The organism is Bacteroides sp. AM54-2NS (genome assembly GCF_003602935.1).
In the GTDB taxonomy this organism is placed as follows: Bacteria; Bacteroidota; Bacteroidia; order Bacteroidales; family Bacteroidaceae; genus Bacteroides; species Bacteroides xylanisolvens.
The window spans coordinates 146,953-172,808 of sequence record NZ_QTMZ01000005.1 but is presented as its reverse complement, the minus strand read 5'-3'; the positions used below and the strand labels follow the sequence as shown (position 1 = coordinate 172,808).

Below are 25,856 nucleotides of genomic sequence, written 5' to 3'. Positions count from 1 at the left end.
TATTGTTATATTAATTTCGTAACTATACATTTTGGGCTGCAAAAATACGAATAATATTTGAATATTCAATGCGCTACAACTTTTTTTTCTTTTTTAATGTTTTTATATCATCCTCACGCTTCGCCTTTTACACCCGTCAAAGGAGAAATAGGGGGTTCATCCGAAGTACGAATCGGACCGAATACGCGCTCATACTTTGCTATATTATCTTCTAATGCCCGCAGCAGACGTTTTGCGTGCTCCGGAGCCACAATAATACGAGATTGCACACCAGCCTTCGGTATGCCCGGCATTACGCGCACGAAGTCAAGGATGAATTCAGAACTCGAATGAGTAATAATAGCAAGATTTGCATAAGTTCCCTGTGCAACCTCTTCTCTCAATTCAATCTGTAATTGTCCGTTGTTATTTTGTTCTTCCATATTTAATATGATTAAAAAGTTATCCTGCAAAATAACACATTTTTCCTGAAACTAATGGTAATACACGCGAGTAAAAAAGAAATAAAAAAAGGAGCAATTGCCCAATTAGGCAACTGCTCCTTTTCATATAGTCAATTGAATTGTATTTATTCTACTTCATTGTAGTCAAGTACTGTTTTCTTGTTAGCCAAGATACGGTCATACTCTTCTTTTGATCCAACGATGAGCTTTTCGAACTCGCGCTGTCCGGTACCGGCAGGAATCAAGTGACCACAGATCACATTTTCCTTCATACCTTCAAGCTTATCGATCTTACCGTTGATAGCAGCTTCATTCAATACTTTCGTCGTTTCCTGGAAGGAAGCAGCCGACATAAAGCTTGATGTTTGCAAAGCAGCACGCGTGATACCTTGAAGAATCTGAGTAGAGGTAGCAGCAACAGCGTCACGAACCTCAACCGGTTTCAAGTCACGACGTTTCAACATACTATTCTCATCACGCAACTTGCGGGCAGTTACAATCTGTCCAGCTTGCATATTTTGAGAATCACCAGCATCCACTACGACTTTCTTACCCCAGATACGATCATTTTCTTCCATGAATTCCAGTTTGTCTACGACTTGCTGTTCGAGGAAGCGAGTATCTCCCGGTTCATCAATTTGTACTTTACGCATCATCTGACGAACGATAATCTCAAAGTGCTTATCATTGATCTTCACACCCTGCAAGCGGTATACATCCTGAACTTCATTCACGATATATTCCTGTACAGCTGTAGGACCCTTGATTGCCAAGATATCTGCCGGAGTAGTAGCACCGTCAGACAACGGAGTACCAGCACGTACATAGTCATTTTCCTGTACCAGAATCTGCTTAGACAGTGCAACCAGATACTTCTTAACCTCACCCGTCTTGGAAGTTACGATGATTTCACGGTTACCACGTTTGATCTTACCCATTGTCACCTCACCGTCGATTTCAGAAACGACAGCCGGATTTGACGGGTTACGAGCTTCAAACAATTCAGTAACACGAGGAAGACCACCCGTGATATCACCCGCCTTACCTACGGCACGCGGAATCTTCACGATTACTTCACCGGCTTTTACCTTCTGACCGTTCTCAATGATAACGTGACCACCTACCGGTAAGTTATAAGTACGGATCAAATCACCGTCCTCTGTTAAGATATGAGCGGTAGGAACTTTGGTTTTATCCTTGGATTCAATAATAATAATTTCACGAAGACCTGTTGCTTCATCCGATTCAACCTTATAAGTAACGTTTTCAATCACGCCCTCAAATTCGATCTTACCAGTTGCTTCTGTGATAATAACAGCATTGAACGGGTCCCACTTAGCAATCAGTTTGCCTTTTTCTACCAAGTCGCCGTCGCTTACATACAGTGTTGAACCATAAGGTACGTTATGAGTAGAAAGAACGATACCGGTATTCACATCCACAAAACGTACTTCGGCCAAACGACCTACTACCACTTTTGCAGATTCACCCATCTCGTCAACGATATCTACTGTACGCAACTCTTCAAATTCAAGACGTGCATTATTTTTAGCAACGATACTGGCGTTAGCTGCAATATTTGCAGCAGTACCACCGGCGTGGAATGTACGCAATGTCAACTGTGTACCCGGCTCACCAATAGACTGAGCAGCGATTACACCGACAGCTTCACCCTTCTGAACCATGCGGCTCGTTGCCAGGTTACGTCCGTAACATTTAGCACAAACACCCTTCTTAGCTTCACAAGTCAATACCGAACGGATTTCAACACTCTCGATCGGAGACTCCTGAATCTTCTTGGCTACTTCTTCTGTGATTTCTTCACCACCGGCAACAAGCAATTCACCTGTGGTAGGATGAATAATATCATGTACGGAAACACGGCCTAAGATACGTTCGTACAGAGTAGCAATAACCTCATCGTTATTCTTAAGGTCCGTACAAACCAATCCGCGGAGTGTACCGCAGTCTTCTTCTGTAATAATCACATCGTGTGATACGTCCACCAGACGACGAGTCAAATAACCAGCATCGGCAGTCTTCAAAGCGGTATCCGCCAAACCTTTACGAGCACCGTGGGTAGAGATAAAGTACTCCAACACCGAAAGTCCTTCTTTAAAGTTCGACAAAATCGGGTTCTCGATGATCTGACCACCTTCAGCACCTGCTTTCTGCGGTTTTGCCATCAAACCACGCATACCTGACAACTGACGAATCTGCTCTTTAGAACCACGGGCACCAGAGTCAAGCATCATATATACAGAGTTGAAACCCTGATCGTCCGAAGAAATAGTCTTCATCAGGATATTAGACAACTCGGAGTTCACATGTGTCCAAATATCAATTACCTGATTGTAACGTTCGTTATTGGTAATGAAACCCATGTTATAGTTGTTTACGACTTGTTCAACTTCGTCGTAACCTTTCTGTACCAAAGTTTCTTTTTCCTTCGGAATGATAATATCACCCAAGTTGAATGACAAACCACCCTTGAACGCCATCTGATAACCTAAATTCTTGATTCCATCCAGAAAGTCGGCAGCCTTAGCCACACCACATACCTTAATTACATCACTAATAATATCACGAAGAGATTTCTTAGAGATAATTGTATTGATATAACCAGCTTCAGGTGGAACGATTTCATTCACAATCACACGTCCTACTGAAGTTTCGCGCATTACGTCTACAATGTTACCATTTTCATCAACGTCTTTCACGATAACCTTCACCGGAGCATGAATATCTACCTTACCTTCATTGTAAGCGATCAACGCTTCTTCCGGTCCGTAGAATGTCAAACCTTCACCTTTTGCACCGGCACGCAACTTAGTAATATAGTACAAACCAAGAACCATATCCTGTGCAGGCACAGTAATAGGCGCACCGTTTGCCGGATTCAAGATATTATGTGATTGAAGCATCAACATTTGTGCTTCAAGAATTGCTTCATTACTCAAAGGCAAGTGAACAGCCATCTGGTCACCGTCAAAGTCGGCGTTGAATGCCGTACATGCCAACGGGTGCAACTGGATAGCTTTACCTCGATCATTTTAGGCTGGAAAGCCTGAATACCCAAACGGTGCAAGGTCGGAGCACGGTTCAACAGTACCGGGTGTCCCTTCATTACATGTTCCAAGATATCCCAAATCACCGGCTCTTTGCGGTCTACGATTTTCTTTGCAGACTTAACAGTCTTAACGATACCACGTTCGATGAGCTTGCGAATAATAAACGGCTTGTATAATTCGGCAGCCATCAATTTAGGAATACCGCATTCACCCATCTTCAATTCCGGACCAACGACGATTACGGAACGAGCAGAGTAGTCAACACGTTTACCCAGCAAGTTCTGACGGAAGCGTCCCTGTTTACCTTTCAAACTGTCAGACAATGACTTCAACGGACGGTTGGCGTCTGTCTTCACAGCACTTGACTTACGTGAGTTATCAAACAAAGAATCGACAGATCCTGAAGCATACGTTTTTCATTACGCAAGATTACTTCCGGAGCCTTGATTTCAATCAGTCGTTTCAAACGGTTGTTACGGATAATCACACGACGATAAAGGTCGTTCAAGTCAGATGTAGCAAAACGGCCACCATCCAGCGGAACCAACGGACGAAGTTCGGGCGGAATAACCGGTACGATACGTACGATCATCCATTCCGGTTTGTTACGTCCACGTGATGCGCGGAACGATTCTACTACCTGAAGACGTTTCAAAGCTTCATTCTTACGTTGCTGAGACGCATCGTTTCCGGCGCGGTGACGCAATTCGTAAGACAAAGCATCCAGATCCAAACGAGCCAGCAAATCATAAATAGCTTCGGCTCCCATTTTTGCAACAAATTTATTCGGATCATTATCTTCAAGATACTGATTGTCTTTCGGAAGCGTATCCAGAATATCCAGATATTCTTCTTCAGAAAGCAAATCATATTCGGCTACGCCATCTTCAGCTTTCACACCCGGCTGAATAACAACATAACGTTCGTAGTATATAATCGAATCCAGTTTCTTTGTCGGCAATCCGAGCAAATAACCGATTTTATTAGGAAGCGAACGGAAATACCAGATGTGAGCCACCGGCACAACCAGCTGGATATGTCCCATACGTTCACGGCGCACTTTCTTTTCAGTAACTTCCACACCACAACGGTCGCAGACGATACCTTTATAACGGATACGCTTGTATTTACCGCAATGACATTCATAATCCTTGATAGGACCAAAAATGCGCTCGCAGAACAAACCGTCACGTTCGGGTTTGTACGTACGGTAATTAATGGTTTCAGGCTTCAAAACTTCACCACTCGAATTCTCAAGGATTTCTTCCGGAGAAGCCAGACCAATTGAGATCTTCGAGAAATTACTTTTCGTCTTATTTTCTTTTCTAAAAGCCATACTCTATATAATTGAGATTTGATAATTGAATCATTGGAAATTGAAAAAAGTGCGGATGCCAACAGACCTTCATCGGTACATTGACATCTCACATTCTTTCATTATTTTATTCTAGGTTGATACTCAAACCTAAACCTCTCAACTCGTGCAACAATACGTTCAAGGATTCCGGAATACCAGGTTGTGGCATCGGTTCACCTTTCACAATTGCTTCATAAGCCTTCGAACGTCCTACCACGTCATCAGATTTGATAGTCAGGATTTCCTGCAAGATATGGGCAGCACCGAAACCTTCGAGTGCCCAAACCTCCATTTCTCCGAAACGCTGACCACCGAATTGAGCTTTACCACCAAGAGGTTGCTGAGTAATCAATGAGTACGGACCGATAGAACGAGCATGCATCTTGTCTTCAACCATGTGGCCCAACTTCAACATGTAAGTTACGCCCACAGTAGCTGCCTGGTCAAATTGCTCACCTGTACCACCATCACAAAGATAAGTCTTACAGTAGCGAGGCAATCCTGCCTTGTCTGTCCACTGATCCAGATCTTCCATGGTAGCACCGTCGAAAATAGGAGTCGCGAATTTCACGCCCAACGTTTTTCCGGCACGTCCGAGTACAGCTTCAAAAATCTGACCAATGTTCATACGAGAAGGCACACCCAACGGATTCAACACGATGTCAACCGGAGTACCATCAGCCAAGAACGGCATATCTTCCTGACGAACAACACGGGATACAATACCTTTGTTACCGTGGCGACCAGCCATCTTATCACCCACACCAATCTTACGTTTCTTAGCAATATATACTTTTGCCATCTGGATAATACCAGCAGGAAGTTCATCACCAATTGTAATAGCAAACTTCTTACGTTTCAATTCAGCATCCAGCTCTTTATATTTCTTAATGAAATTCATCACCAGATCACGAATCATACCGTTAATATGATCGTCACTTGTCCAGTTGCTCAATTGAATAGAAGTAAAGTCAAGTGAATCAAAATCAGAAGCACTGAACTTAGAACCTTTCGCAATAACTTCCGCACCCAAATAGTCTTTCACACCTTGAGAAACCTTACCTTCAGTCAAAGTCATCAGTTTCTTAACCAGGATACGTTTCAGTCAGCTACCTTAGATTCAAATTCATCATCAATCTTAGGCAACAATGCTTTATCGGCCAGTTTAGAGCTACGATTCTTAATCACACGTGAGAAAAGTTTCTTATCAATCACCACACCTTTCAAAGAAGGAGAAGCTTTCAAAGAAGCATCTTTCACGTCACCTGCCTTATCACCGAAGATAGCCCGAAGCAGTTTTTCTTCCGGAGAAGGATCAGATTCACCCTTCGGCGTAATCTTACCAATCATGATATCACCCGGCTCGATACGAGCACCGATTCTTACGATACCGTTTTCATCCAAGTCTTTGGTAGCTTCTTCACTTACATTCGGGATATCAGAAGTCAACTCTTCCATACCACGTTTTGTTTCACGAACTTCCAGAGAATATTCCTCTACGTGAACTGAAGTCAACAAGTCTTCGCGTACCACACGTTCGTTCAATACGATAGCATCCTCATAGTTGTAACCCTTCCAAGGCATATAAGCTACCAACAGGTTCTTACCCAATGCCAATTCACCCTTTTCAGTAGAATAACCTTCAGTCAAGATATCACCTTTCTTCACACGCTGGCCCTTGTCACAAATCGGACGCAAGTCAATCGTCATGTTCTGGTTAGTCTTACGGAACTTAGGTATTCTATATTCCTTCAAAGCAGGTTCGAAACTTACAAATTCTTCGTCTTCCGTACGGTCATACAAAATACGGATAGTAGTAGCATCCACATAGTCAACCACACCATCGCCTTCTGCGGTATCTGGGTACGAGAGTCTCTTACCAACTGACGTTCGATACCTGTACCTACGATCGGAGCTTCACTTCTCAACAAAGGAACCGCCTGGCGCATCATGTTCGATCCCATCAATGCACGGTTAGCATCGTCATGTTCCAAGAATGGAATCAAAGAAGCTGCAATAGATGCGATCTGCTGTGGAGCAACGTCCATCAAGTCAACTTCAGATGGTTCAACAACCGGGAAATCTGCATCTTGACGAGACTTAACTCTGTTAAGTACGAATGTACCATCGTCATTCAACGGAGCATTTCCCTGCGCAATAACCTTTTCTTCCTCTTCTTCAGCAGTCAGATAAATCAGACCGTTATCAGAAAGATCCACTTTCCCATTTTCCACCTTGCGGTAGGGAGTTTCAATGAATCCTAGCTCATTAATCTTAGCAAATACACACAATGAAGAAATCAAACCGATGTTCGGACCTTCAGGAGTCTCAATCGGACAAAGACGACCATAGTGTGTATAGTGAACGTCACGAACCTCAAATCCGGCACGTTCACGGGAAAGACCACCAGGACCAAGGGCAGACATACGACGTTTGTGCGTAATTTCAGCCAGCGGGTTTGTCTGGTCCATGAACTGCGACAACGCGTTCGTTCCGAAGAATGAGTTGATTACTGAAGAAATAGTCTTCGCATTAATCAAATCAATCGGAGTAAACACTTCATTGTCACGAACGTTCATACGTTCACGAATCGTACGAGACATACGAGCCAGCCCCACAGCAAACTGATTAGAAAGCTGTTCACCAACAGTACGTACACGACGGTTACTCAAGTGGTCAATATCATCCACATCCGCTTTTGAGTTAATCAACTCAATCAGATATTTGATGATTTCAATAATATCTTCCTTCGTGAGGACACGCACGTCCATGTCAGTCGTCAGATTCAACTTTTTGTTGATTCTGTAACGACCTACATCACCAAGGTCATATCGTTTTTCTGAGAAGAACAAGTTGTTGATAACCTCCCTTGCACTTGCGTCATCAGCCGGATCGGCATTACGCAACTGACGGTAGATATACAACACAGCTTCTTTTTCCGAGTTACTCGGGTCCTTCTGCAACGTATTATATATGATAGAGAAATCGGACTGATTCGGTTCATCCTTATGCAAAAGGATGTTCTGAACTCCCGACTCCAAAATTTCATCAATATGCTCCTCTTCCAGTACGGTTTCACGGTCGATAATAACTTCGTTACGTTCAATAGAAACCACTTCACCGGTATCTTCATCAACGAAATCTTCAATCCATGTTTTCAAGACACGTGCAGCCAGTTTACGGCCTAACACCTTCTTCAGATTTGTCTTGTTTACCTTCACATCTTCTGCAAGATCGAAAATCTCAAGAATATCTTTGTCATTCTCGAAGCCAATTGCACGCAACAATGTAGTCACCGGCAATTTCTTCTTACGGTCGATGTATGCGTACATCACATTATTGATGTCAGTAGCAAACTCAATCCACGAACCCTTAAACGGAATAATACGAGCCGAATAAAGTTTCGTACCATTGGCATGTACACTCTGACCGAAGAACACACCCGGAGAACGGTGAAGCTGTGACACAACTACGCGTTCGGCACCGTTAATGACGAAAGTAGCCTTATCAGTCATATAAGGAATCGGGCCGAGGAATACGTCCTGAATCACTGTATCAAAATCCTCATGATCGGGGTCCGTACAGTAAAGCTTAAGTTTCGCTTTTAAGGGAACACTATAAGTAAGCCCACGCTCTATACAATCATCAATGGTATAACGCGGCGGATCAATATAATAGTCCAGAAACTCAAGAACAAAATTGTTTCTTGTATCGGCAATAGGGAAGTTTTCAGCAAATACTTTATACAATCCCTCATTCTTACGCTTTTCAGGTGGGGTATCTAATTGTAGAAAGTCTTGGAATGACTTCAATTGTACTTCCAGGAAATCCGGGTATTCTAGCGGATTCTTAGTCGAAGCAAAATTAACTCTTTGATTTACAGTATTTGAAGACATCTGTCAATGAATTTGGAGAACTTAATTTGAAATATATACACAAAAAGGTTAAGAATCCTCTTGTGAAGGATTCCTAACCGAATTACCTGATTACCAGGCCAATGTTATTTAAGTTCAACTTCAGCTCCAGCTTCTTCCAATGTTTTCTTCAATGATTCTGCTTCGTCTTTAGCCAAACCTTCTTTTACTGTGCTAGGAGCACCGTCTACCAAGTCTTTAGCTTCTTTCAAACCAAGACCACAAGCTTCCTTAACGGCCTTAACTACTTGAAGTTTAGCTGCACCAGCGCTCTTCAATACTACGTCGAAAGAAGTTTTTTCTTCTGCGGCAGCAGCACCAGCTGCAGGACCAGCAGCAACAGCTACAGCTGCAGCAGCAGGTTCAATACCGTATTCTTCTTTAAGGATAGTTGCAAGTTCATTAACTTCTTTTACTGTCAAGTTAACTAATTGTTCTGCAAAAGCTTTCAAATCTGCCATTTTTTGTATGATTTTAATTGTTTAAATACTTTGTTGATTTTTGAAAATTATTCGGGACGTTCACCAAGAGTCTTGAGAACTCCGTGAAGGGTGTTACCACCTGATTGAAGAGCAGAAATAACATTCTTGGCCGGAGATTGCAACAGGGCAACGATATCGGCGATAACTTCATTCTTACTCTTGATTGAAACGAGAGCATCCAATTGATCAGCACCAATGTAGAAGCTTTCTTCTGCATATGCAGCTTTCAGTCCGGGAATACCGTCTTTCGCTTTGTCTTTGATTAACTTAGCAGGAACGTTTGCAGTATTGCTAAACATAACAGCAGTAGTACCTTTCAAAGAACCGTAAAGAGGTGAGAAGTCTTCTTCCAAGCTTTCAAGTGCTTTGTGAAGCAGCGTGTTTTTAACCAACATCAATTTGATGTCTGATTTAAAACAATCTCTTCTCAATGCACTGGTAGCAGCAGCGTTCATAGCTGTAACGTCTACCAAGTAGAAGTGACCATATTCCTTTACTGTAGCAGCAATTTGCTCTATAATCGTACTTTTATCTTCCTTTCTCATTATTTCTCTGTTTTATTAGATTTCATCCACTGATTTCGGGTCGATTTTAATACCCGCACTCATTGTACTAGAAAGATAAATACTCTTAATATATGTACCCTTTGCTGCGGTCGGTTTCAGTTTGTTCAGAGTAGAGATGAACTCTTTCGCGTTGTCGCGAATCTGATCAGGACTGAATGATACCTTACCGATAGAAGTGTGAACGATACCGCTCTTATCAACTTTAAAGTCAATCTTACCTTGTTTTACTTCTTTTACAGCCTTAGCAACATCCATAGTTACAGTACCACTCTTAGGGTTCGGCATCAATCCACGAGGACCGAGAACACGACCGAGCGCACCAATTTTACCCATGATAGATGGCATAGTGATGATTACATCAATATCAGTCCATCCACCTTTGATCTTTTCAATATATTCGTCAAGACCAACGTAGTCAGCACCAGCTTCTTTTGCAGCAGCTTCAGCATCCGGTGTACAAAGTACCAATACACGTACTTCTTTACCAGTACCATGAGGAAGTGAAACAACACCTCTCACCATCTGGTTAGCTTTACGTGGATCAACACCTAAACGTACATCAATATCCAGTGAAGCATCAAACTTAGTAAAAGTGATTTCTTTTACCAAAGATGCAGCTTCTTTCAGTGAGTATGCTTTCCCTGCTTCAATCTTTTCTGCAGCTAACTTTTGATTTTTTGTCAGTTTACCCATTACAATTGAAGTTTATTAATTATTAACCGGGAACTCCCCTTTTACAGCGATACCCATACTTCTAGCTGTACCTGCAACCATTCTCATGGCAGCTTCCACAGTAAAACAGTTTAAGTCAACCATTTTGTCCTGAGCAATCGTACGAACCTGTTCCCAAGTAAGCTCGGCAACTTTCTTACGGTTAGGCTCAGCAGAACCACTCTTTACCTTAGCTACTTCAAGTAATTGAATAGCAACGGGAGGAGTCTTGATTACAAAATCGAAAGACTTATCTGCGTAGTAAGTAATGATAACAGGTAAAATCTTACCTGCTTTGTCTTGGGTTCTGGCATTGAATTGCTTGCAAAATTCCATGATATTGATACCCTTAGAACCCAAAGCAGGTCCAACGGGAGGTGATGGATTTGCAGCGCCTCCTTTAATCTGTAACTTGATTAGTCCAGCAACTTCTTTAGCCATTTTTTTATTGATTTATATATAAACATTAAACGAAGAACAACAACAGCGTAACAATTCCGCGTTATTCCTTTTCCACTTGCATAAAGCCCAATTCAAGCGGTGTTTTGCGCCCGAATATCTTCACCATGACCTTTAGTTTCTTTTTTTCACTATTCACTTCTTCAATGATGCCACTGAATCCGCTGAAAGGTCCAAAAGTAACTTTTACAGTTTCTCCCACTACGTACGGAATATTGAGTTCTTCACCCGTTTCCTGCAGTTCGTCCACTGTACCAAGTATACGATTCACTTCTGATTGTCTGAGAGGCACCGGTTTTTCGGAGCCGCCTAAAAAGCCTATCACATTCGGAGTATTGCGCAGGTGATGAGCGACCTCACCAACCAAAGCAGCCTCCACTAAAACGTAGCCAGGAAGATAACTTCTTTCCTTCACAATTTTTTTACCATTGCGAACCTGGTAAACTTTTTCAGTAGGAATCAATACCTGAGATACATATTCACCAAGGTCGCTGTTCTTAAGATCAGCTTCAAGATATTCCTTTACCTTAGCTTCTTTACCGCTAATAGCACGTAGAACGTACCATTTCTTTTCAATCTCAGCCATTTTCAATTCCTAATTTTTTAATGTGGATAAACGATTTTTTCCATGAAGTTCTGGAAACAGACATCCATACCCCATACTACCAATGCAATAAGCAGGGAAGCATATAAAACAACTACTGCACTGTTAGCAAGTTCAGAATACGTAGGCCACGATACTTTATGTACAAGTTCGTCGTAAGATTCTTTAATATAAGCTATTACCTTTTTCATTTCAATAATATTAGCACGGGAGGAGAGGCTCGAACTCCCGACACCCGGTTTTGGAGACCGGTGCTCTACCAACTGAGCTACTCCCGTGTGTACATAATCAGTCCGATGGAAAACCGGGAACTGATTAATTATTGTGTATTAGTCGATAATTTCAGTAATCTGACCAGCACCTACCGTACGTCCACCTTCGCGGATAGCGAAACGAAGACCCGGGTTCAATGCTACTGGGTAGATCAACTCAACTGTAATAGTTACGTTATCACCCGGCATTACCATTTCTGTTCCTTCCGGCAAAGTGATTTCACCTGTACAGTCCATAGTACGCAAGTAGAACTGAGGACGGTATTTGTTGTGGAACGGAGTGTGACGACCACCTTCTTCTTTCTTCAAGATATAAACCTCAGCTTTGAATTTAGAGTGCGGTTTAATCTGACCTGGTTTACAAAGAACCATACCACGTTTGATTTCGTTCTTGTCAATACCACGAAGCAAAAGACCTACGTTGTCACCAGCTTCACCTTGATCCAACAGTTTACGGAACATTTCAACACCAGTTACAACTGATTTCTTATCTTCACCTAAACCAAGGATTTCGATTTCATCACCAACGTGGATAACACCAGTTTCGATACGACCTGTTGCTACAGTACCACGACCTGTGATAGAGAACACGTCTTCAACCGGCATCAAGAATGGTTTATCAACATCGCGCGGAGGCAGTGGAATCCAGTTATCAACTGCATCCATCAGTTCCATAACTTTGTCTTCCCATTTTTCAACACCGTTCAATGCGCCAAGAGCAGAACCACGGATGATAGGAGTATTGTCACCATCGAAATCATAGAATGAAAGAAGTTCTCTCATTTCCATTTCAACGAGTTCCAACATTTCTTCGTCGTCTACCATATCGCACTTGTTCAAGAATACAACCAGACGAGGTACGTTTACCTGACGAGCCAACAGGATATGTTCGCGAGTTTGAGGCATCGGACCATCAGTTGCAGCACAAACGATGATAGCACCGTCCATCTGAGCAGCACCAGTTACCATGTTCTTTACGTAGTCGGCGTGACCCGGGCAGTCTACGTGTGCATAGTGACGGTTAGCTGTTTGATATTCAACGTGAGAAGTATTGATAGTAATACCTCTTTCTTTTTCTTCAGGAGCGTTGTCGATAGAATCGAAAGAACGCAATTCTGAAAGACCTTTCTTTGCCAACACAGTAGTGATAGCAGCTGTCAACGTTGTCTTACCGTGGTCTACGTGACCGATTGTACCAATGTTTACGTGCGGTTTGGTACGTTCAAATTTCTCTTTAGCCATAGCTTTACTTGTTATTTATTTGATTAATAATCAGCATTTACATCCTTTATGAGCTGTTACCGGGATTTGAACCCGGGACCTCTTCCTTACCAAGGAAGTGCTCTACCACTGAGCTATAACAGCAAGAAAAGAGAGCGGAAGACGGGGCTCAAACCCGCGACCCTCAGCTTGGAAGGCTAATGCTCTATCAACTGAGCTACTTCCGCATTCTTGCCAAAGTTGTCACTCTGATTGTGGGCAAAGATGGATTCGAACCACCGAAGGCGTAAGCCAGCAGATTTACAGTCTGCCCCATTTGGCCACTCTGGTATTTGCCCTTTTCAAAATCAAGAAATAAAAGAACTATTTTCAAACAATATGATAAAGACAGATGTTCTATCTTTGTTCTTCGGTTTCTTTTTGAGCCTCTTGTCGGATTCGAACCAACGACCCCGAGATTACAAATCACGTGCTCTGGCCAACTGAGCTAAAGAGGCAAACTTACTAAAAAATGCAACCGTCACGTTCTAACGCGAGCGAAACGGCTGCAAATTTAGTTATTTATTTCTTTCCCGCAAAATATTTGGGATTTTTTTATTTGCTACGTTGCTTTTCCTTGTATTTAACCAGCTGTTTTCCGAGTGCTTCCACATCTAAATCAATTGCTTCTTCAAATGTATCGCATACTTTGCTTGCATAAAACTCTCCATTTGGGATCAATATTTTAATGCCCGCTTCCTTGTTTTCAGCAACTTCTGGTTTAACTACCTTTAATGACACCTCTACTTTCTTTATATCTTCGTAATATTTTTCCAACTTGGACACTTTCTTCTGAATAAATGCCTGCAATTGCTCTGACGCATCAAAGTGAATTGATTGAATTCTAACATCCATACTTACCTCCTTTTTTTTAAGCTCTTGGATGAGCTTGTTTATACACTTTTTTAAGTTCTTCAAATGTGGCATGTGTGTAGATCTCGGTAGTTGTTATACTCTCGTGACCCAAAAGTTCTTTTACCGCCCCCAGCTCTGCTTCATTATTCAGCATTGTGGTAGCAAAAGTATGCCTCAACACGTGAGGCTCTTTTTCTTCAACGTCGCCACCTTTGACAGGTTCCGTTTCACTAAATTATAGACTAGATTCTTATAAAGCCGTTCACCATTCTCTCTAATAAAGAAAGCTTCCGACCTTTCCGGAATCGTTTCGTTTCTTACATTAATATATTCAAGCATCAACTCCTGCAGTTCGTCACCGAACGGAATCAGCCGTTGCTTGTTTCTTTTCCCGGTCACTTTCAGAAGAGAAGCCGAAAAATCCACATCCTTATTATCCAGACCTATCAATTCCGAAAGTCTCATGCCGGTAGCATAAAACACTTCAATAATCAACCGATCCCGACAGCCTTTAAATCCTTCACCAAAGTCCGTCTCATCCAACAACCGATTCATTTCGTTCTCTTTTAAGAACACAGGCAACGGCTTTTTGTTTTTAGGTCCTTTTATTTTACGCAAAGGATCTATAGTCGTTTCTCCCTGCCTCAAGAGATACTTGTAAAACGTTCGGAGCGAACTTAGCTTACGATTTACAGAAGTTGAGGTATACCCTTTATCCATCAATGAAACAATCCATTCACGAATCAGTTCCGCCTCGACCTCTAACGGATTAAATTTTCCATACTCTTCCTGAGCAAACTCCTGCAGTTGCTTTATATCTTCACCGTACGCAAGAACGGTTTTTTCAGAATAGTTCCGCTCATACTGGAGATAATCAAGAAAAGATTCTATCAACATAATATCGCTACATCTAAAATCGTGCAACGAATGTATGAAAAGAATTCAATAATTCAAAGGAAATTACGAATTATTAATCTTCTACTTGCTGAAGTTGTTGTACGTAAACTGCGCGTTCTTTCTTAAGTCTTTTAGTTACAGACGGTTTATCAAACTGTTGTCTGCTTCTCAACTCTTTTACAATGCCAGTCTTTTCAAATTTTCTTTTGAACTTCTTCAGCGCTTTTTCAATGTTTTCGCCTTCTTTTACAGGTACTACAATCATTTTGTTACTATTAATATGTTATGATTAAAAAATTCCGCAGTCAAATTGCGCCGCAAAATTACACATACTTTCTTTATTCACAAAACTTTCGGCAAATATTTCTCAAAAACTATTCATAAACAAGTTATTAAATGCAGAAAGTTAGTACCTTTGAAACACTTACATGTCTATAATAATATAATAAAGTATGAAACAGAGCATAAAAGAGCGAGTGCATGCACTGCGCATGACCTTTCATCCCAATTCTATCAAAGCGTTCATTATTCCCAGCACCGACCCTCATCTTAGTGAATATGTGGCTCCCCACTGGATGTCACGGGAGTGGATTTCCGGTTTTACTGGTTCTGCCGGAACAGCGGTTATCCTGATGGATAAAGCAGGATTATGGACCGACTCGCGTTATTTTCTGCAAGCGACGAAGGAATTGGAGGGCAGCGGCATTACCTTATATAAAGAGATGTTGCCGGAGACTCCCAGTATTACAGAATTTCTCTGCCAACACTTAAAACCTGGAGAATCTGTAAGTATCGACGGGAAAATGTTTTCTGTGCAACAGGTCAAACAGATGAAAGAAGAACTGGCGGCACATCAGTTACAGGTCGACATATTTGGAGATCCATTGAGTAGCATTTGGAAAGACCGGCCCGCCATGCCTGATTCTCCTGCCTTTATTTATGATATCAAATATGCAGGAAAAAGCTGTGAAGAGAAAATATCCGCCATCCGTACGGAGTTGAAAAAGAAAGGTGTCTATGCTTTATTCATATCCGCGCTCGACGAGATCGCATGGACTCTCAATTTGCGAGGAAACGATGTACATTGCAATCCGGTCATAGTAAGTTACCTGTTAATCACACAGGATGAAGTGACTTATTTTATTTCACCGGAGAAAGTGACGGCAGAGGTAGAGACTTATCTAAAGGAACGGCAGATTGGAATACAGAAGTATGATGAGGTAGAGACATTCCTGAATTCTTTTCCGGGAAAAAACATTCTGATTGATCCACGAAAAACGAATTATTCTATCTATTCATCTATTAATCCGCAATGTTCTATTCTTCGTGGAGAGTCGCCTGTCGCATTATTGAAAGCGATTCGCAATGAGCAGGAGATCGCCGGCATCCACGCTGCCATGCAACGGGATGGAGTAGCACTCGTCAAATTCCTCAAATGGCTAGAAGAATCCGTATCTACCGGAAAAGAGACAGAATTAAGTATAGATAAAAAGTTGCATGAGTTTAGGCTGCACAGCCTCTCTACATGGGGGAAAGTTTCGACACGATTGCAGGATATAAAGAACATGGGGCAATCGTACATTATTCAGCTACCCCGGAAAGTGACGTGACTCTTCAGCCCAGAGGTTCTTACTCTTAGATTCAGGAGCCCAATATCTGGACGGAACCACTGACATCACCCGAACCATTGCCTTAGGCGAACTTACAGAAGAAGAAAAAACGGATTATACCCTTATATTAAAAGGACACATCGCGTTGGCTATGGCCAAATTCCCTGCCGGAACCCGTGGAGCCCAGCTCGATGTACTAGCTCGTATGCCTATCTGGAACCACAGAATGAATTTTCTTCATGGCACAGGACATGGCGTCGGACATTTCCTGAGTGTACACGAAGGGCCGCAAAGCATTCGTATGAATGAGAACCCTGTCATTTTGCAGCCCGGCATGGTTACTTCCAATGAGCCTGGTGTTTATAAAGCAGGCAGTCACGGGATACGTACGGAGAACCTGACGTTGGTTTGCAAAGATGGAGAGGGAATGTTTGGAGAATATCTTAAGTTTGAAACCATCACTTTATGCCCAATCTGCAAAAAAGGGATCATCAAGGAGATGCTGACAAATGAAGAAATTGAATGGTTAAACAATTACCATCAGACTGTCTACGAGAAGTTGTCACCGGATCTTAACGAAGCAGAAAAAGTTTGGTTACAAGAGGCGACTGCTTCCCTTTAAACAGAACTTGTCTGACACCCGGGTGTCAAGCATACTGAGACCCGGGTGTCAGACTGCTCAAGACCCGGGTCTCATCCATCACGACACCGGTGTCGTACAACATAGAACTGCATTAAATAAAAAACTTTATTAGAAACAAATATTATATGGCTTTAATTAAATCAGTACGGGGTTTTACTCCCGAAATCGGAGAAAACTGCTTCCTCGCAGATAATGCAACTATTATAGGAGATGTAAAAATAGGAAATGATTGTAGCATTTGGTTTAATACGGTATTAAGAGGTGACGTCAACTCCATACGAATCGGCAATGGTGTCAACATTCAGGATGGAAGTGTCTTGCATACGTTATATCAGAAATCAACTATTGAAATTGGCGATCACGTATCCGTTGGGCATAATGTCACCATTCATGGGGCGACCATCAAAGATTATGCATTGGTAGGGATGGGGTCAACCGTCCTGGATCACGTCGTAGTTGGCGAAGGAGCAATCGTTGCCGCCGGTTCTCTGGTATTAAGCAATACCATCATTGAGCCGGGAAGTATTTGGGGAGGAGTACCCGCTAAATTCATTAAAAAGGTAGATCCTGAACAAGCCAAAGAACTGAATCAGAAGATTGCTCACAATTATTTGATGTATTCGCAATGGTATAAGGAAGATAAATAGCAGACTCTAACAAGTTAATAAAAACAGCGGGACATTCTAATGAAAGAACATCCCGCTGTTTTTATAAGATTTTTTATAAAGCCGTTTTTTTACAAAAAGCGAATTCATTGGATTCATCTCTTTTCGACACTATTTCCTCTAATCAAAAATTAATCATGTGCATTATCTTCTCTGTAGCACCGGCATTACTAGTCACATAATAACCGGCATTTGTTCCGGTTTCACGCAAGAACAATTCATCCGCCAGGAAACGATCCAGCAAAGTTTTCAGTTCATCATAATCTTTGATGGAATAAGCGCCTTTTGCTTCGATCAATTGAACGGCTTCCATAAATTTCTGATACTTCGGTCCGAAAATCACCGGAATACCATAGACAGCCGCTTCCAATGTGTTATGAATACCGACTCCGAAACCACCACCGATATAAGCTATTTCGCCATAACGGTAAATAGAGGACAGCAGTCCGAAGCAGTCTATAATGAGACAATCCGCTTTCAATACATTCCTTTCGTCGGCACGAGTATAGCGTACATACGGACGTTTCAATTTACCGATGATTTCAACCAAGTGATTCTCGTCGATCACATGCGGAGCAATAATCAGTTTCATTTCCGGATGGTTATTGAAATATTCGAGGAATAAATCTTCGTCAGGTCCCCATGAGCTTCCGGCAACAAAAGTAAAGGAATTGGTTCCTTTAAATTTCTCTACCAACGGGAGTTCTTTAGCCTCTTCACGGATTTGTAACACGCGGTCAAAACGGGTATCTCCCACTACTGTCACACGGCTGATACCGATTTTCGACAAGTAACGTTTGGATGCCTCATTCTGAACAAACAGATGATCGAAATCTTTCAATACATTGCGATAAGTTCCACCGTACCATTTAAAGAATATTTGTTCGCGACGGAAGATAGACGATACACTATATACCGGAATACGGCGTTTGTGAAGCTCATCCAGATAATTCTTCCAAAACTCATATTTAATAAAGAACGCCATGCAAGGATTTGCAATATCCAGGAACTTTTTCACATTCCGCGGTTTATCAAACGGCAGATAGCAGACAATATCCGCCCCCCGGTAATGTTTACGCACCTCGTAACCGGAAGGAGAAAAAAATGTCAGCAATATCTTATAGTCAGGATACTTCGCACGAATCATTTCTATCAGAGGGCGCCCTTGTTCAAACTCTCCCAGTGAAGCAGCATGAAACCAAATATACTGTTCCCCTTTCTCCACTTGCTGCCGCAGGAGTTCATACACCACCCAATGCCCTTTCATCATCTTTCGGGGCTTACGGCTAAACGGAGCAGCCAAATGGACGATAAAGTCATAAATGACTATTGCCAGGTCGTAAAGCATAGTACTGTGTCGATTACTTCAAAACCTCTACCGCACGTTTCATGCGAGCTATCGTCTCCTCTTTGCCCAATACCCAGGAAATATCGAACATGTGCGGGCCTTTTCCTTCACCCACTAATGTCAGACGGAAAGCATTCATGATATTACCTGTATGATAACCTTTCTCCGCAATCCAGTCCATAACGACTTTTTCCTGTCCTTCAATACTAAAGTCTTCAATGCCGGCAATCACTTCTGCCAATTCGGTCATACATTTTGCAGAATCTTCTTTCCAACGTTTCTTCACCGTCTTTTCATCATATTCGGTAGGAGCAACGAAGAAGAAGCTACATACGTCCCACAGTTCTTTGATGAAACTTACCCGATCTTTCATCATGCCAACTACAGTCACCACCTTTTCGAAAGAAGCTTCTACACCATGTTCTTTCAGGAAAGGCAAGAACAGTTCCGCAATTTCTTCGTTAGGTTTCTGCTGTATATATTGATGGTTGAACCATATTCCCTTTTTATAGTCGAACTTGGCACCCGACTTGCTGCAACGGTGAAGATCAAACAATTTAATCAATTCGTCCATTGACATCACTTCCTGGTCATTGCCCGGATTCCATCCCAACAAAGCCAAGAAATTAATCACTGCTTCCGGCAGATACCCCGATTCACGATAACCTGAAGAGATTTCTCCCGATTTCGGATCGTGCCATTCCAACGGAAATACAGGGAATCCGAGACGGTCACCGTCACGTTTACTTAATTTTCCATTACCTTCCGGTTTCAGCAATAAAGGCAGGTGGGCAAATTCCGGCATTGTATCTTCCCAGCCGAAAGCACGGTACAACAACACATGCAAAGGAGCGGAAGGCAGCCATTCTTCACCACGAATCACGTGGGAAACTCCCATCAAATGGTCGTCCACGATATTTGCCAGATGGTAAGTCGCAGTTCATCAGCCGATTTATAAAGCACTTTATCATCCAGAATGGACGAGTTAATAATAACTTCGCCACGAATCAGGTCATTCACATGTACATCTTCATTCGGTTCGATTTTGAAACGAACGACATATTGTTTGCCTTCAGCAATCAGTGCATCCACTTCTTCCTTCGGCATGGTTAATGAGTTGCGCATCATTCCGCGAGTAGATGCATCATATTGGAAGTTAGCAATTTCTGCACGCTTAGCGTCCAGTTCCTCCGGAGTATCAAAAGCGATGTATGCTTTTCCATTTTCCAGCAAAACCTGCACATATTTCTTGTAGATTTCGCGGCGCTCCGACTGGCGGTACGGACCACATTCGCCACCGAAGCTCACTCCTTCATCAAAGTGGATACCCAACCACTTAAAAGATTCGAGTATATACTCTTCCGCTCCCGGAACGAACCGGTTAGAATCAGTATCTTCAATACGAAATATCAAGTCTCCGCCGTGTTGACGCGCAAATAGATAATTATACAAAGCTGTACGCACACCACCGATGTGCAGTGCTCCCGTAGGACTTGGAGCAAAACGAACTCTTACTTTTCTTTCTGCCATAATTTGGGTTAGTATAGGTAAATCGTGGCAAAATTAAACCTTTTTTTCCACACTATTGTTTTTTTTTGTACTTTTCGCAAAAATTTCAGTGGATATGGAACATTTGAAGAAGAAAAAAAGTTTTTCATGGAGAGATTTACTATATAAATCACTGCTATTTGTGGGCACTGTGACGCTGATTGTCTATTTCCTGCCACGTGACGGAAAATTCAATTACCAGTTTGACATCAATAAGCCCTGGAAATATGGGCAGCTGATCGCTACTTTCGACTTTCCTATTTATAAAGAGGATGCAGTAGTAAAAAGAGAGCAGGACAGTCTGATGGCTTTCTTCCAGCCTTATTACCAATTGGATAAAGACATCGAAAAAAATGCAATCGCCAAACTGAAAGAGAATTATCACACCAACCTGAAAGGAATTCTTCCTTCCATCGATTACTTGCGGTATATCGAGCGTACCTTAAAAGAAATCTACCAGGCAGGTATCGTATCGACAGAGAATATACAACAGCTTCAAAAAGACAGCACTTCATCCGTCATGGTGATTGACGATAAACTTGCCAACCCGCAGGCTACCGAAAACATTTACACGGTAAAGAAAGCGTATGAACACCTGTTAACAGCAGACTCGACCCATTTCAACCGGGAAGTATTAAGGCAATGCGCGCTGAACGAATACATTACTCCCAACCTCACTTTTGACGAGGAGCGCACCCAGGCCGCCAAAGAGGAGATATTAAATAATTATTCCTGGGCAAACGGATTGGTAGTCAGCGGGCAGAAGATTATCGACCGTGGAGAGATCGTTAGTCCGCATACCTATAATATCCTCGAATCATTGCGCAAAGAATCCATCAAACGCAACGAGTCTATGGGACAAAACCGTTTGATTCTCGGTGGTCAGGTTCTGTTTGTGGGTATGCTGATGCTTTGTTTCATGCTCTATCTCGATTTATTCCGGAAAGACTATTATCAACGGAAAGGCAGTCTGTCGTTACTATTCACCCTGATTGTGTTCTACAGCGTCATAACGGCTTTCATGGTGACACATAATATATTTAATGTGTACATCATCCCCTACGCGATGCTGCCGATTATCATCCGTGTCTTTCTTGATTCGAGAACCGCTTTTCTGACGCATGTCATCACTATATTGATATGCTCCATCTCCTTGCGCTTCCCTCATGAGTTTATTCTGACGCAGTTGGCAGCGGGATTAGTGGCGATATTCAGCCTAAGGGAACTATCGCAGAGATCCCAGCTTTTCCGAACGGCCTTATTAGTGATACTGACTTATGCAGCCATTTATTTTGCTTTCGAACTGATGACGGAGAATGGTCTTTCCACCGACTTTTCGAAGTTGAATATACGTATGTACACTTACTTTATCATTAACGGAATCCTGTTATTGTTCACTTATCCTTTATTATTCTTATTGGAAAAGACTTTCGGATTTACTTCCAATGTTACTTTGGTGGAACTTTCGAATATCAATAACGATCTTTTGCGGCAGATGTCTGAAACGGTTCCCGGAACCTTCCAACATTCCATGCAGGTGGCTAATCTGGCAGCGGAAGCCGCTATCCGCATTGGAGCAAAAAGCCAGTTAGTACGTACGGGGGCTTTGTATCACGATATCGGGAAGATGGAAAATCCGGCTTTCTTTACGGAGAATCAGTCGGGAGGGGTTAATCCGCATAAGAATTTGAATTACGAACAAAGTGCACAGGTCGTTATCAGCCATGTGACGGATGGATTGAAACTGGCGGATAAACACAATCTGCCTAAAGCGGTCAAAGATTTTATCAGCACTCATCACGGACGGGGAAAAACAAAATATTTCTATATTTCCTGGAAGAACGAGCATCCGGACGAAGAGCCGAATGAAGAATTGTTCACTTACCCCGGACCGAACCCGTTTACCAAAGAGCAGGCTATCCTGATGATGGCGGATGCTGTGGAAGCTGCCTCGCGCAGTCTTCCGGAATATACGGAAGAAACAATCAGCAACCTGGTCGACAAAATTATCGACTCACAGGTTACTGAAGGTTATTTCAAGGAATGTCCTATCACTTTCAAGGATATAGCAACTGTGAAAGCTGTATTCAAGGAAAAACTAAAGATTGCTTATCATACCCGGATCAGCTATCCGGAGTTAAAGAAGTAAGCAGGCCGGCGCAAGCGTCTTCCAACACATCGAGTACATATTCAAATCCTTCGGCCCCTCCATAATAGGGGTCGGGGACATGATCTGCAGGAATACGGGTGCAGTACTCTGTCATGCGATGAATCTTTTTCCATTCTTCGGGAGAAGGTGCTTTGTCTTTCAGGTCGTCTATATTCCGGTCGTCCATACCGATTATCAAATCAAAATGATAGAAATCTTCTATACGGACGGGGCGCGAACGATGCACCAGTTGATAACCGCGACGAGCCGCGTGAGCACGCATCCGGCTGTCCGGCAGTTCGCCTGATGATAAGACAAGATTCCGGCGGAATCTATCACAAACTCTTTTTCCAATCCCGCTTCTTTTATCAAATGAAGCATCACGCCTTCAGCCGTAGAGCTACGGCAGATATTTCCAAGGCAGACAAACAATATCTTTTTCATAATTTCAGTTTTAACAGATTCAAGAATAAGTCAAATGATAATTTTGCGGAGTGCCCTGAAAGGGCTTAATTATATAGCGTAGGGCAACACCCTACGTAAAAACGACAATCTGAATTTGCGCCCTGAAAGGGCATAATTGTATACAGTTCCGCCCTTTCAGGGCTTGTGGCTGGTGTGTTTTTTTCGTAGGGCGTTGCCCTACGCTATATAATTAAGCCCTTTCAGGGCACTCCGCAAAATTATCATTTATCGTTCGAAGAACAATTCTTGTCCGCGATAAGACTCGTCTATTTCTCCATTGTTATACAACAGATGTCCGTTTGCAAATGTTTTCTCTACCTTCCAGTTGAATGTATGGCCTTCCAGCGGGCTCCATTTGCATTTGCTTAAGATGCAGTCTGTGGTAACGGTCCATTCGGAGTCGGGACGTACTAATACAAGGTCAGCTTGATAGCCTTTGCGGATGAATCCCCTGTTTGGTATCTCATACATCTGTGCGGGAGCATGAGCCATTTTTTCTACTACTTTTTCGATAGTAAACACTCCTTTATCTGCCAACTCCAACATGCTGACCAGCGAGAACTGAATCATCGGCATCCCGGACATTGCCTTTAATGCACCTCCTTCTTTTTCACTAAGCAAGTGTGGGGCATGGTCGGTTGCAATAGCATCAATCAGACCGCTGTTGACAGCCTCTTGCAAGGCTTTCCGGTCTTGTGCAGTCTTGATGGCAGGGTTACATTTAATGCGGGCACCCAATGTCTGATAATCTTCTTCCGTAAAGAGTAGATGGGAAACGCAGGCTTCTGCTGTAATTCTTTTTTGTGCCAGAGGAACGTTGGAAAACAGACTCAACTCTTTAGCGGTGGAAATATGCATGATGTGCAGGCGGGCATTTGTTTCCCGTGCCAGTTGCACAGCCAGCTCGGATGAACGATAGCAAGCCTCTTCCGAACGGAGAAGCGGATGAAGAGCCAGAGGTACATCGTCTCCGTATTCTTTCTTATATTTATCCGTATTTTCTTTGATAATTCCCTGGTCTTCGCAATGGGCGGCGATGAGCAGATCGGTTCCGCCGAATATATTACGCAAGCTGGCCATTCGGTCTACCAGCATATTGCCGGTGCTTGAACCCATAAATAACTTCACGCCACAAACCCGGTGTTTATCCAGTTGTGCAAACTGGGTATAGTTATTATTCGTTGCTCCGAAATAGCAGGAATAGTTGACAGCTGATTTCTCACCTAGTAGGATGAATTTCTCTTCCAAAGCCTCCAGCGTCGTAGTCTGCGGGTTTGTATTGGGCATGTCCATGATGGAAGTGACACCTCCTGCTGCAGCGGCATGGCTTTCTGTGGTAATATCAGCTTTATGAGTCAGTCCGGGATCGCGGAAATGAACATGTTCGTCGATGGCACCCGGCAGGAGATAACACCCGCTTGCGTCAATGACTTCGTCACAAGGGGCAGTTGCTTTTTCTTCACCCACCAATATTTCGGCTATCTTTTCATTTTCAATGACTACTGAACCCAGTACTTTTCTTCCTTCGTTAACAATAACGGCATTTTGAATCAGTGTACGTTTCATGACTTTTGCGGGAATTTATGGAACCAACTATTTACTTTTAATTTAATCACACCAAATATGGCCTCTCCAAAGATGCTGCTATTCATCTTGGAAGTCCCTAGTTCACGATTAATGAAAATCACGGGAACTTCGATGATTTTAAAACCACATTTGTAAGCGGTGAATTTCATTTCAATCTGAAAAGCATATCCCTTAAAACGGATATGATCCAAATCAATCATTTCCAGTACCTGACGGCGGTAGCAGACAAATCCGGCTGTCGTGTCGTGTACGGGTATTCCTGTGATGAACCGCACATATTTGGAAGCAAAGTACGACATCAATACCCGTCCCATCGGCCAGTTCACTACATTTACTCCGCTGATGTAGCGGGAGCCGATGGATACATCTCCACCCTGTTCCGAACAAGCCTGATACAAACGGGGCAAATCGTTCGGATTATGACTGAAGTCGGCATCCATTTCAAAGATATACTCGTATGCGTGTTCCAGTGCCCATTTAAATCCGGTAATATAGGCAGTGCCCAATCCCAGTTTCCCTTTACGCTCAATCATAAAAAGCCGTTCGGGAAATTCTTGTTGCAAGGTTTTTACGATGGTTGCCGTTCCGTCCGGAGAGCCGTCTTCTATTACCAGAATATGGAATACTTTGGGAAGGCCGAATACGGCACGGATGATATTTTCTATGTTCTCCCGTTCATTATAGGTAGGATAATTACAATGCTATCCGATGTCTGCATATAGATACTATAAAATTTAAAACAAAAGTAGTTCTTTTCCTTTAGTTATAGCCGAACTAAGGAAAATTTAACGTGAAGAGCAGAATGCAATCTTTTGTTTCTTGGTGTGAAACGGTTTGTTCCTCGGTGTGAAACAAGTTGTTTCTCGGTGTGGAACACTTTGTTTCTCGGTGAGAAACTTTTGGGGGATGAAAACTTTCCCACACTTATGTCTGTCCTGCGATTCTTTTTT

At 42.6% G+C, this 25,856-nt stretch carries 14 protein-coding genes, 5 tRNA genes and 7 pseudogenes; 3 read left to right on the top strand and 23 right to left on the bottom strand.

Annotated features, from left to right (window positions below; all coding sequences use genetic code 11):
• Positions 1 to 113: 113 nt before the first annotated feature.
• From DXA05_RS04940 to rpsU, 18 genes and pseudogenes are all read right to left on the bottom strand, one after another.
• Positions 114 to 422: a DUF3467 domain-containing protein gene (locus tag DXA05_RS04940; RefSeq protein WP_004296354.1), complete on the bottom strand. Its 309-nt coding sequence runs from the start codon at positions 420 to 422 to the stop codon at positions 114 to 116.
• Positions 423 to 568: 146 nt separating this feature from the next.
• Positions 569 to 4,850: pseudogene (rpoC, locus tag DXA05_RS04935) on the bottom strand (DNA-directed RNA polymerase subunit beta').
• Between the two features lie 106 nt (positions 4,851 to 4,956).
• Positions 4,957 to 8,767: pseudogene (rpoB, locus tag DXA05_RS04930) on the bottom strand (DNA-directed RNA polymerase subunit beta).
• A gap of 104 nt (positions 8,768 to 8,871) precedes the next feature.
• Positions 8,872 to 9,246, bottom strand: coding sequence for a 50S ribosomal protein L7/L12 (gene rplL, locus DXA05_RS04925; RefSeq protein ID WP_004296358.1), 375 nt, complete (start codon positions 9,244 to 9,246; stop codon positions 8,872 to 8,874).
• A 47-nt stretch (positions 9,247 to 9,293) separates the two neighbouring features.
• Positions 9,294 to 9,812, bottom strand: coding sequence for a 50S ribosomal protein L10 (rplJ, locus tag DXA05_RS04920; protein ID WP_004310893.1), 519 nt, complete (start codon positions 9,810 to 9,812; stop codon positions 9,294 to 9,296).
• A 15-nt stretch (positions 9,813 to 9,827) separates the two neighbouring features.
• Positions 9,828 to 10,526: a 50S ribosomal protein L1 gene (gene rplA / locus DXA05_RS04915; protein WP_004310894.1), complete on the bottom strand. Its 699-nt coding sequence runs from the start codon at positions 10,524 to 10,526 to the stop codon at positions 9,828 to 9,830.
• Positions 10,527 to 10,541: 15 nt separating this feature from the next.
• Complete coding sequence (gene rplK, locus DXA05_RS04910) at positions 10,542 to 10,985, bottom strand: 50S ribosomal protein L11 (protein WP_004296361.1); 444 nt, start codon at positions 10,983 to 10,985, stop codon at positions 10,542 to 10,544.
• Between the two features lie 61 nt (positions 10,986 to 11,046).
• Positions 11,047 to 11,589 (bottom strand): transcription termination/antitermination protein NusG, encoded by a 543-nt coding sequence (nusG, locus tag DXA05_RS04905; RefSeq protein WP_004296362.1) that lies wholly within the window; start codon positions 11,587 to 11,589, stop codon positions 11,047 to 11,049.
• Positions 11,590 to 11,606: 17 nt separating this feature from the next.
• Positions 11,607 to 11,798, bottom strand: a complete 192-nt coding sequence (secE, locus tag DXA05_RS04900; protein WP_004296363.1) for a preprotein translocase subunit SecE — start codon at positions 11,796 to 11,798, stop codon at positions 11,607 to 11,609.
• 14 nt (positions 11,799 to 11,812) lie between these two features.
• Positions 11,813 to 11,885 (bottom strand) — tRNA-Trp (locus DXA05_RS04895).
• A 51-nt stretch (positions 11,886 to 11,936) separates the two neighbouring features.
• Entirely contained in the window at positions 11,937 to 13,121 is a 1,185-nt protein-coding gene (tuf, locus tag DXA05_RS04890; RefSeq protein ID WP_004307553.1) for an elongation factor Tu, read from the bottom strand.
• Between the two features lie 51 nt (positions 13,122 to 13,172).
• A tRNA-Thr gene (locus DXA05_RS04885) sits at positions 13,173 to 13,244 on the bottom strand.
• A 10-nt stretch (positions 13,245 to 13,254) separates the two neighbouring features.
• A tRNA-Gly gene (locus DXA05_RS04880) sits at positions 13,255 to 13,327 on the bottom strand.
• 28 nt (positions 13,328 to 13,355) lie between these two features.
• Positions 13,356 to 13,438 (bottom strand) — tRNA-Tyr (locus tag DXA05_RS04875).
• A gap of 85 nt (positions 13,439 to 13,523) precedes the next feature.
• A tRNA-Thr gene (locus DXA05_RS04870) sits at positions 13,524 to 13,597 on the bottom strand.
• A 97-nt stretch (positions 13,598 to 13,694) separates the two neighbouring features.
• Positions 13,695 to 13,994 carry a ribosome-associated translation inhibitor RaiA gene (raiA, locus tag DXA05_RS04865; RefSeq protein WP_004310895.1) on the bottom strand — a complete coding sequence of 100 codons (300 nt, stop codon included), beginning with the start codon at positions 13,992 to 13,994 and terminating at the stop codon, positions 13,695 to 13,697.
• A gap of 16 nt (positions 13,995 to 14,010) precedes the next feature.
• Positions 14,011 to 14,891, bottom strand: a pseudogene (gene xerC, locus DXA05_RS04860) (tyrosine recombinase XerC).
• Positions 14,892 to 14,964: 73 nt separating this feature from the next.
• The gene (gene rpsU, locus DXA05_RS04855; protein WP_002558090.1) at positions 14,965 to 15,156 is read right to left on the bottom strand and encodes a 30S ribosomal protein S21; all 192 of its coding nucleotides are present in this window, start codon (positions 15,154 to 15,156) and stop codon (positions 14,965 to 14,967) included.
• A 187-nt stretch (positions 15,157 to 15,343) separates the two neighbouring features.
• Between rpsU and DXA05_RS04845 the strand changes: the two are divergent.
• Both DXA05_RS04845 and DXA05_RS04840 read left to right on the top strand, forming a co-directional pair.
• A pseudogene (locus tag DXA05_RS04845) lies at positions 15,344 to 17,123 on the top strand (aminopeptidase P family protein).
• A 146-nt stretch (positions 17,124 to 17,269) separates the two neighbouring features.
• Positions 17,270 to 17,791, top strand: a complete 522-nt coding sequence (locus tag DXA05_RS04840) for a gamma carbonic anhydrase family protein (protein WP_004313451.1) — start codon at positions 17,270 to 17,272, stop codon at positions 17,789 to 17,791.
• 142 nt (positions 17,792 to 17,933) lie between these two features.
• Here DXA05_RS04840 and DXA05_RS04835 read toward each other — a convergent pair whose 3' ends face one another.
• On the bottom strand, positions 17,934 to 19,157 hold the full coding sequence (locus DXA05_RS04835; RefSeq protein WP_128858869.1) for a glycosyltransferase N-terminal domain-containing protein: 1,224 nt from the start codon (positions 19,155 to 19,157) through the stop codon (positions 17,934 to 17,936).
• Between the two features lie 13 nt (positions 19,158 to 19,170).
• Positions 19,171 to 20,687: pseudogene (gene gltX / locus DXA05_RS04830) on the bottom strand (glutamate--tRNA ligase).
• Between the two features lie 94 nt (positions 20,688 to 20,781).
• Here gltX and DXA05_RS04825 point away from each other — a divergent pair.
• On the top strand, positions 20,782 to 22,854 hold the full coding sequence (locus tag DXA05_RS04825) for an HDIG domain-containing metalloprotein (protein WP_015531725.1): 2,073 nt from the start codon (positions 20,782 to 20,784) through the stop codon (positions 22,852 to 22,854).
• On the opposite strand, the pseudogene DXA05_RS04820 reads toward DXA05_RS04825, so the two are convergent.
• The 3 genes and pseudogenes from DXA05_RS04820 to DXA05_RS04810 form a co-directional block, all read right to left on the bottom strand.
• Positions 22,829 to 23,298 (bottom strand): annotated as a pseudogene (locus DXA05_RS04820) (low molecular weight protein-tyrosine-phosphatase). The gene DXA05_RS04825 and the pseudogene DXA05_RS04820 sit on opposite strands and share 26 nt — an antisense overlap.
• Positions 23,299 to 23,544: 246 nt before the next feature.
• Positions 23,545 to 24,885 carry a dihydroorotase gene (locus DXA05_RS04815; RefSeq protein ID WP_128858868.1) on the bottom strand — a complete coding sequence of 447 codons (1,341 nt, stop codon included), beginning with the start codon at positions 24,883 to 24,885 and terminating at the stop codon, positions 23,545 to 23,547.
• Positions 24,882 to 25,624 (bottom strand): annotated as a pseudogene (locus DXA05_RS04810) (polyprenol monophosphomannose synthase). The gene DXA05_RS04815 and the pseudogene DXA05_RS04810 overlap by 4 nt, the downstream one beginning before the upstream one ends.
• Positions 25,625 to 25,856: the final 232 nt, after the last annotated feature.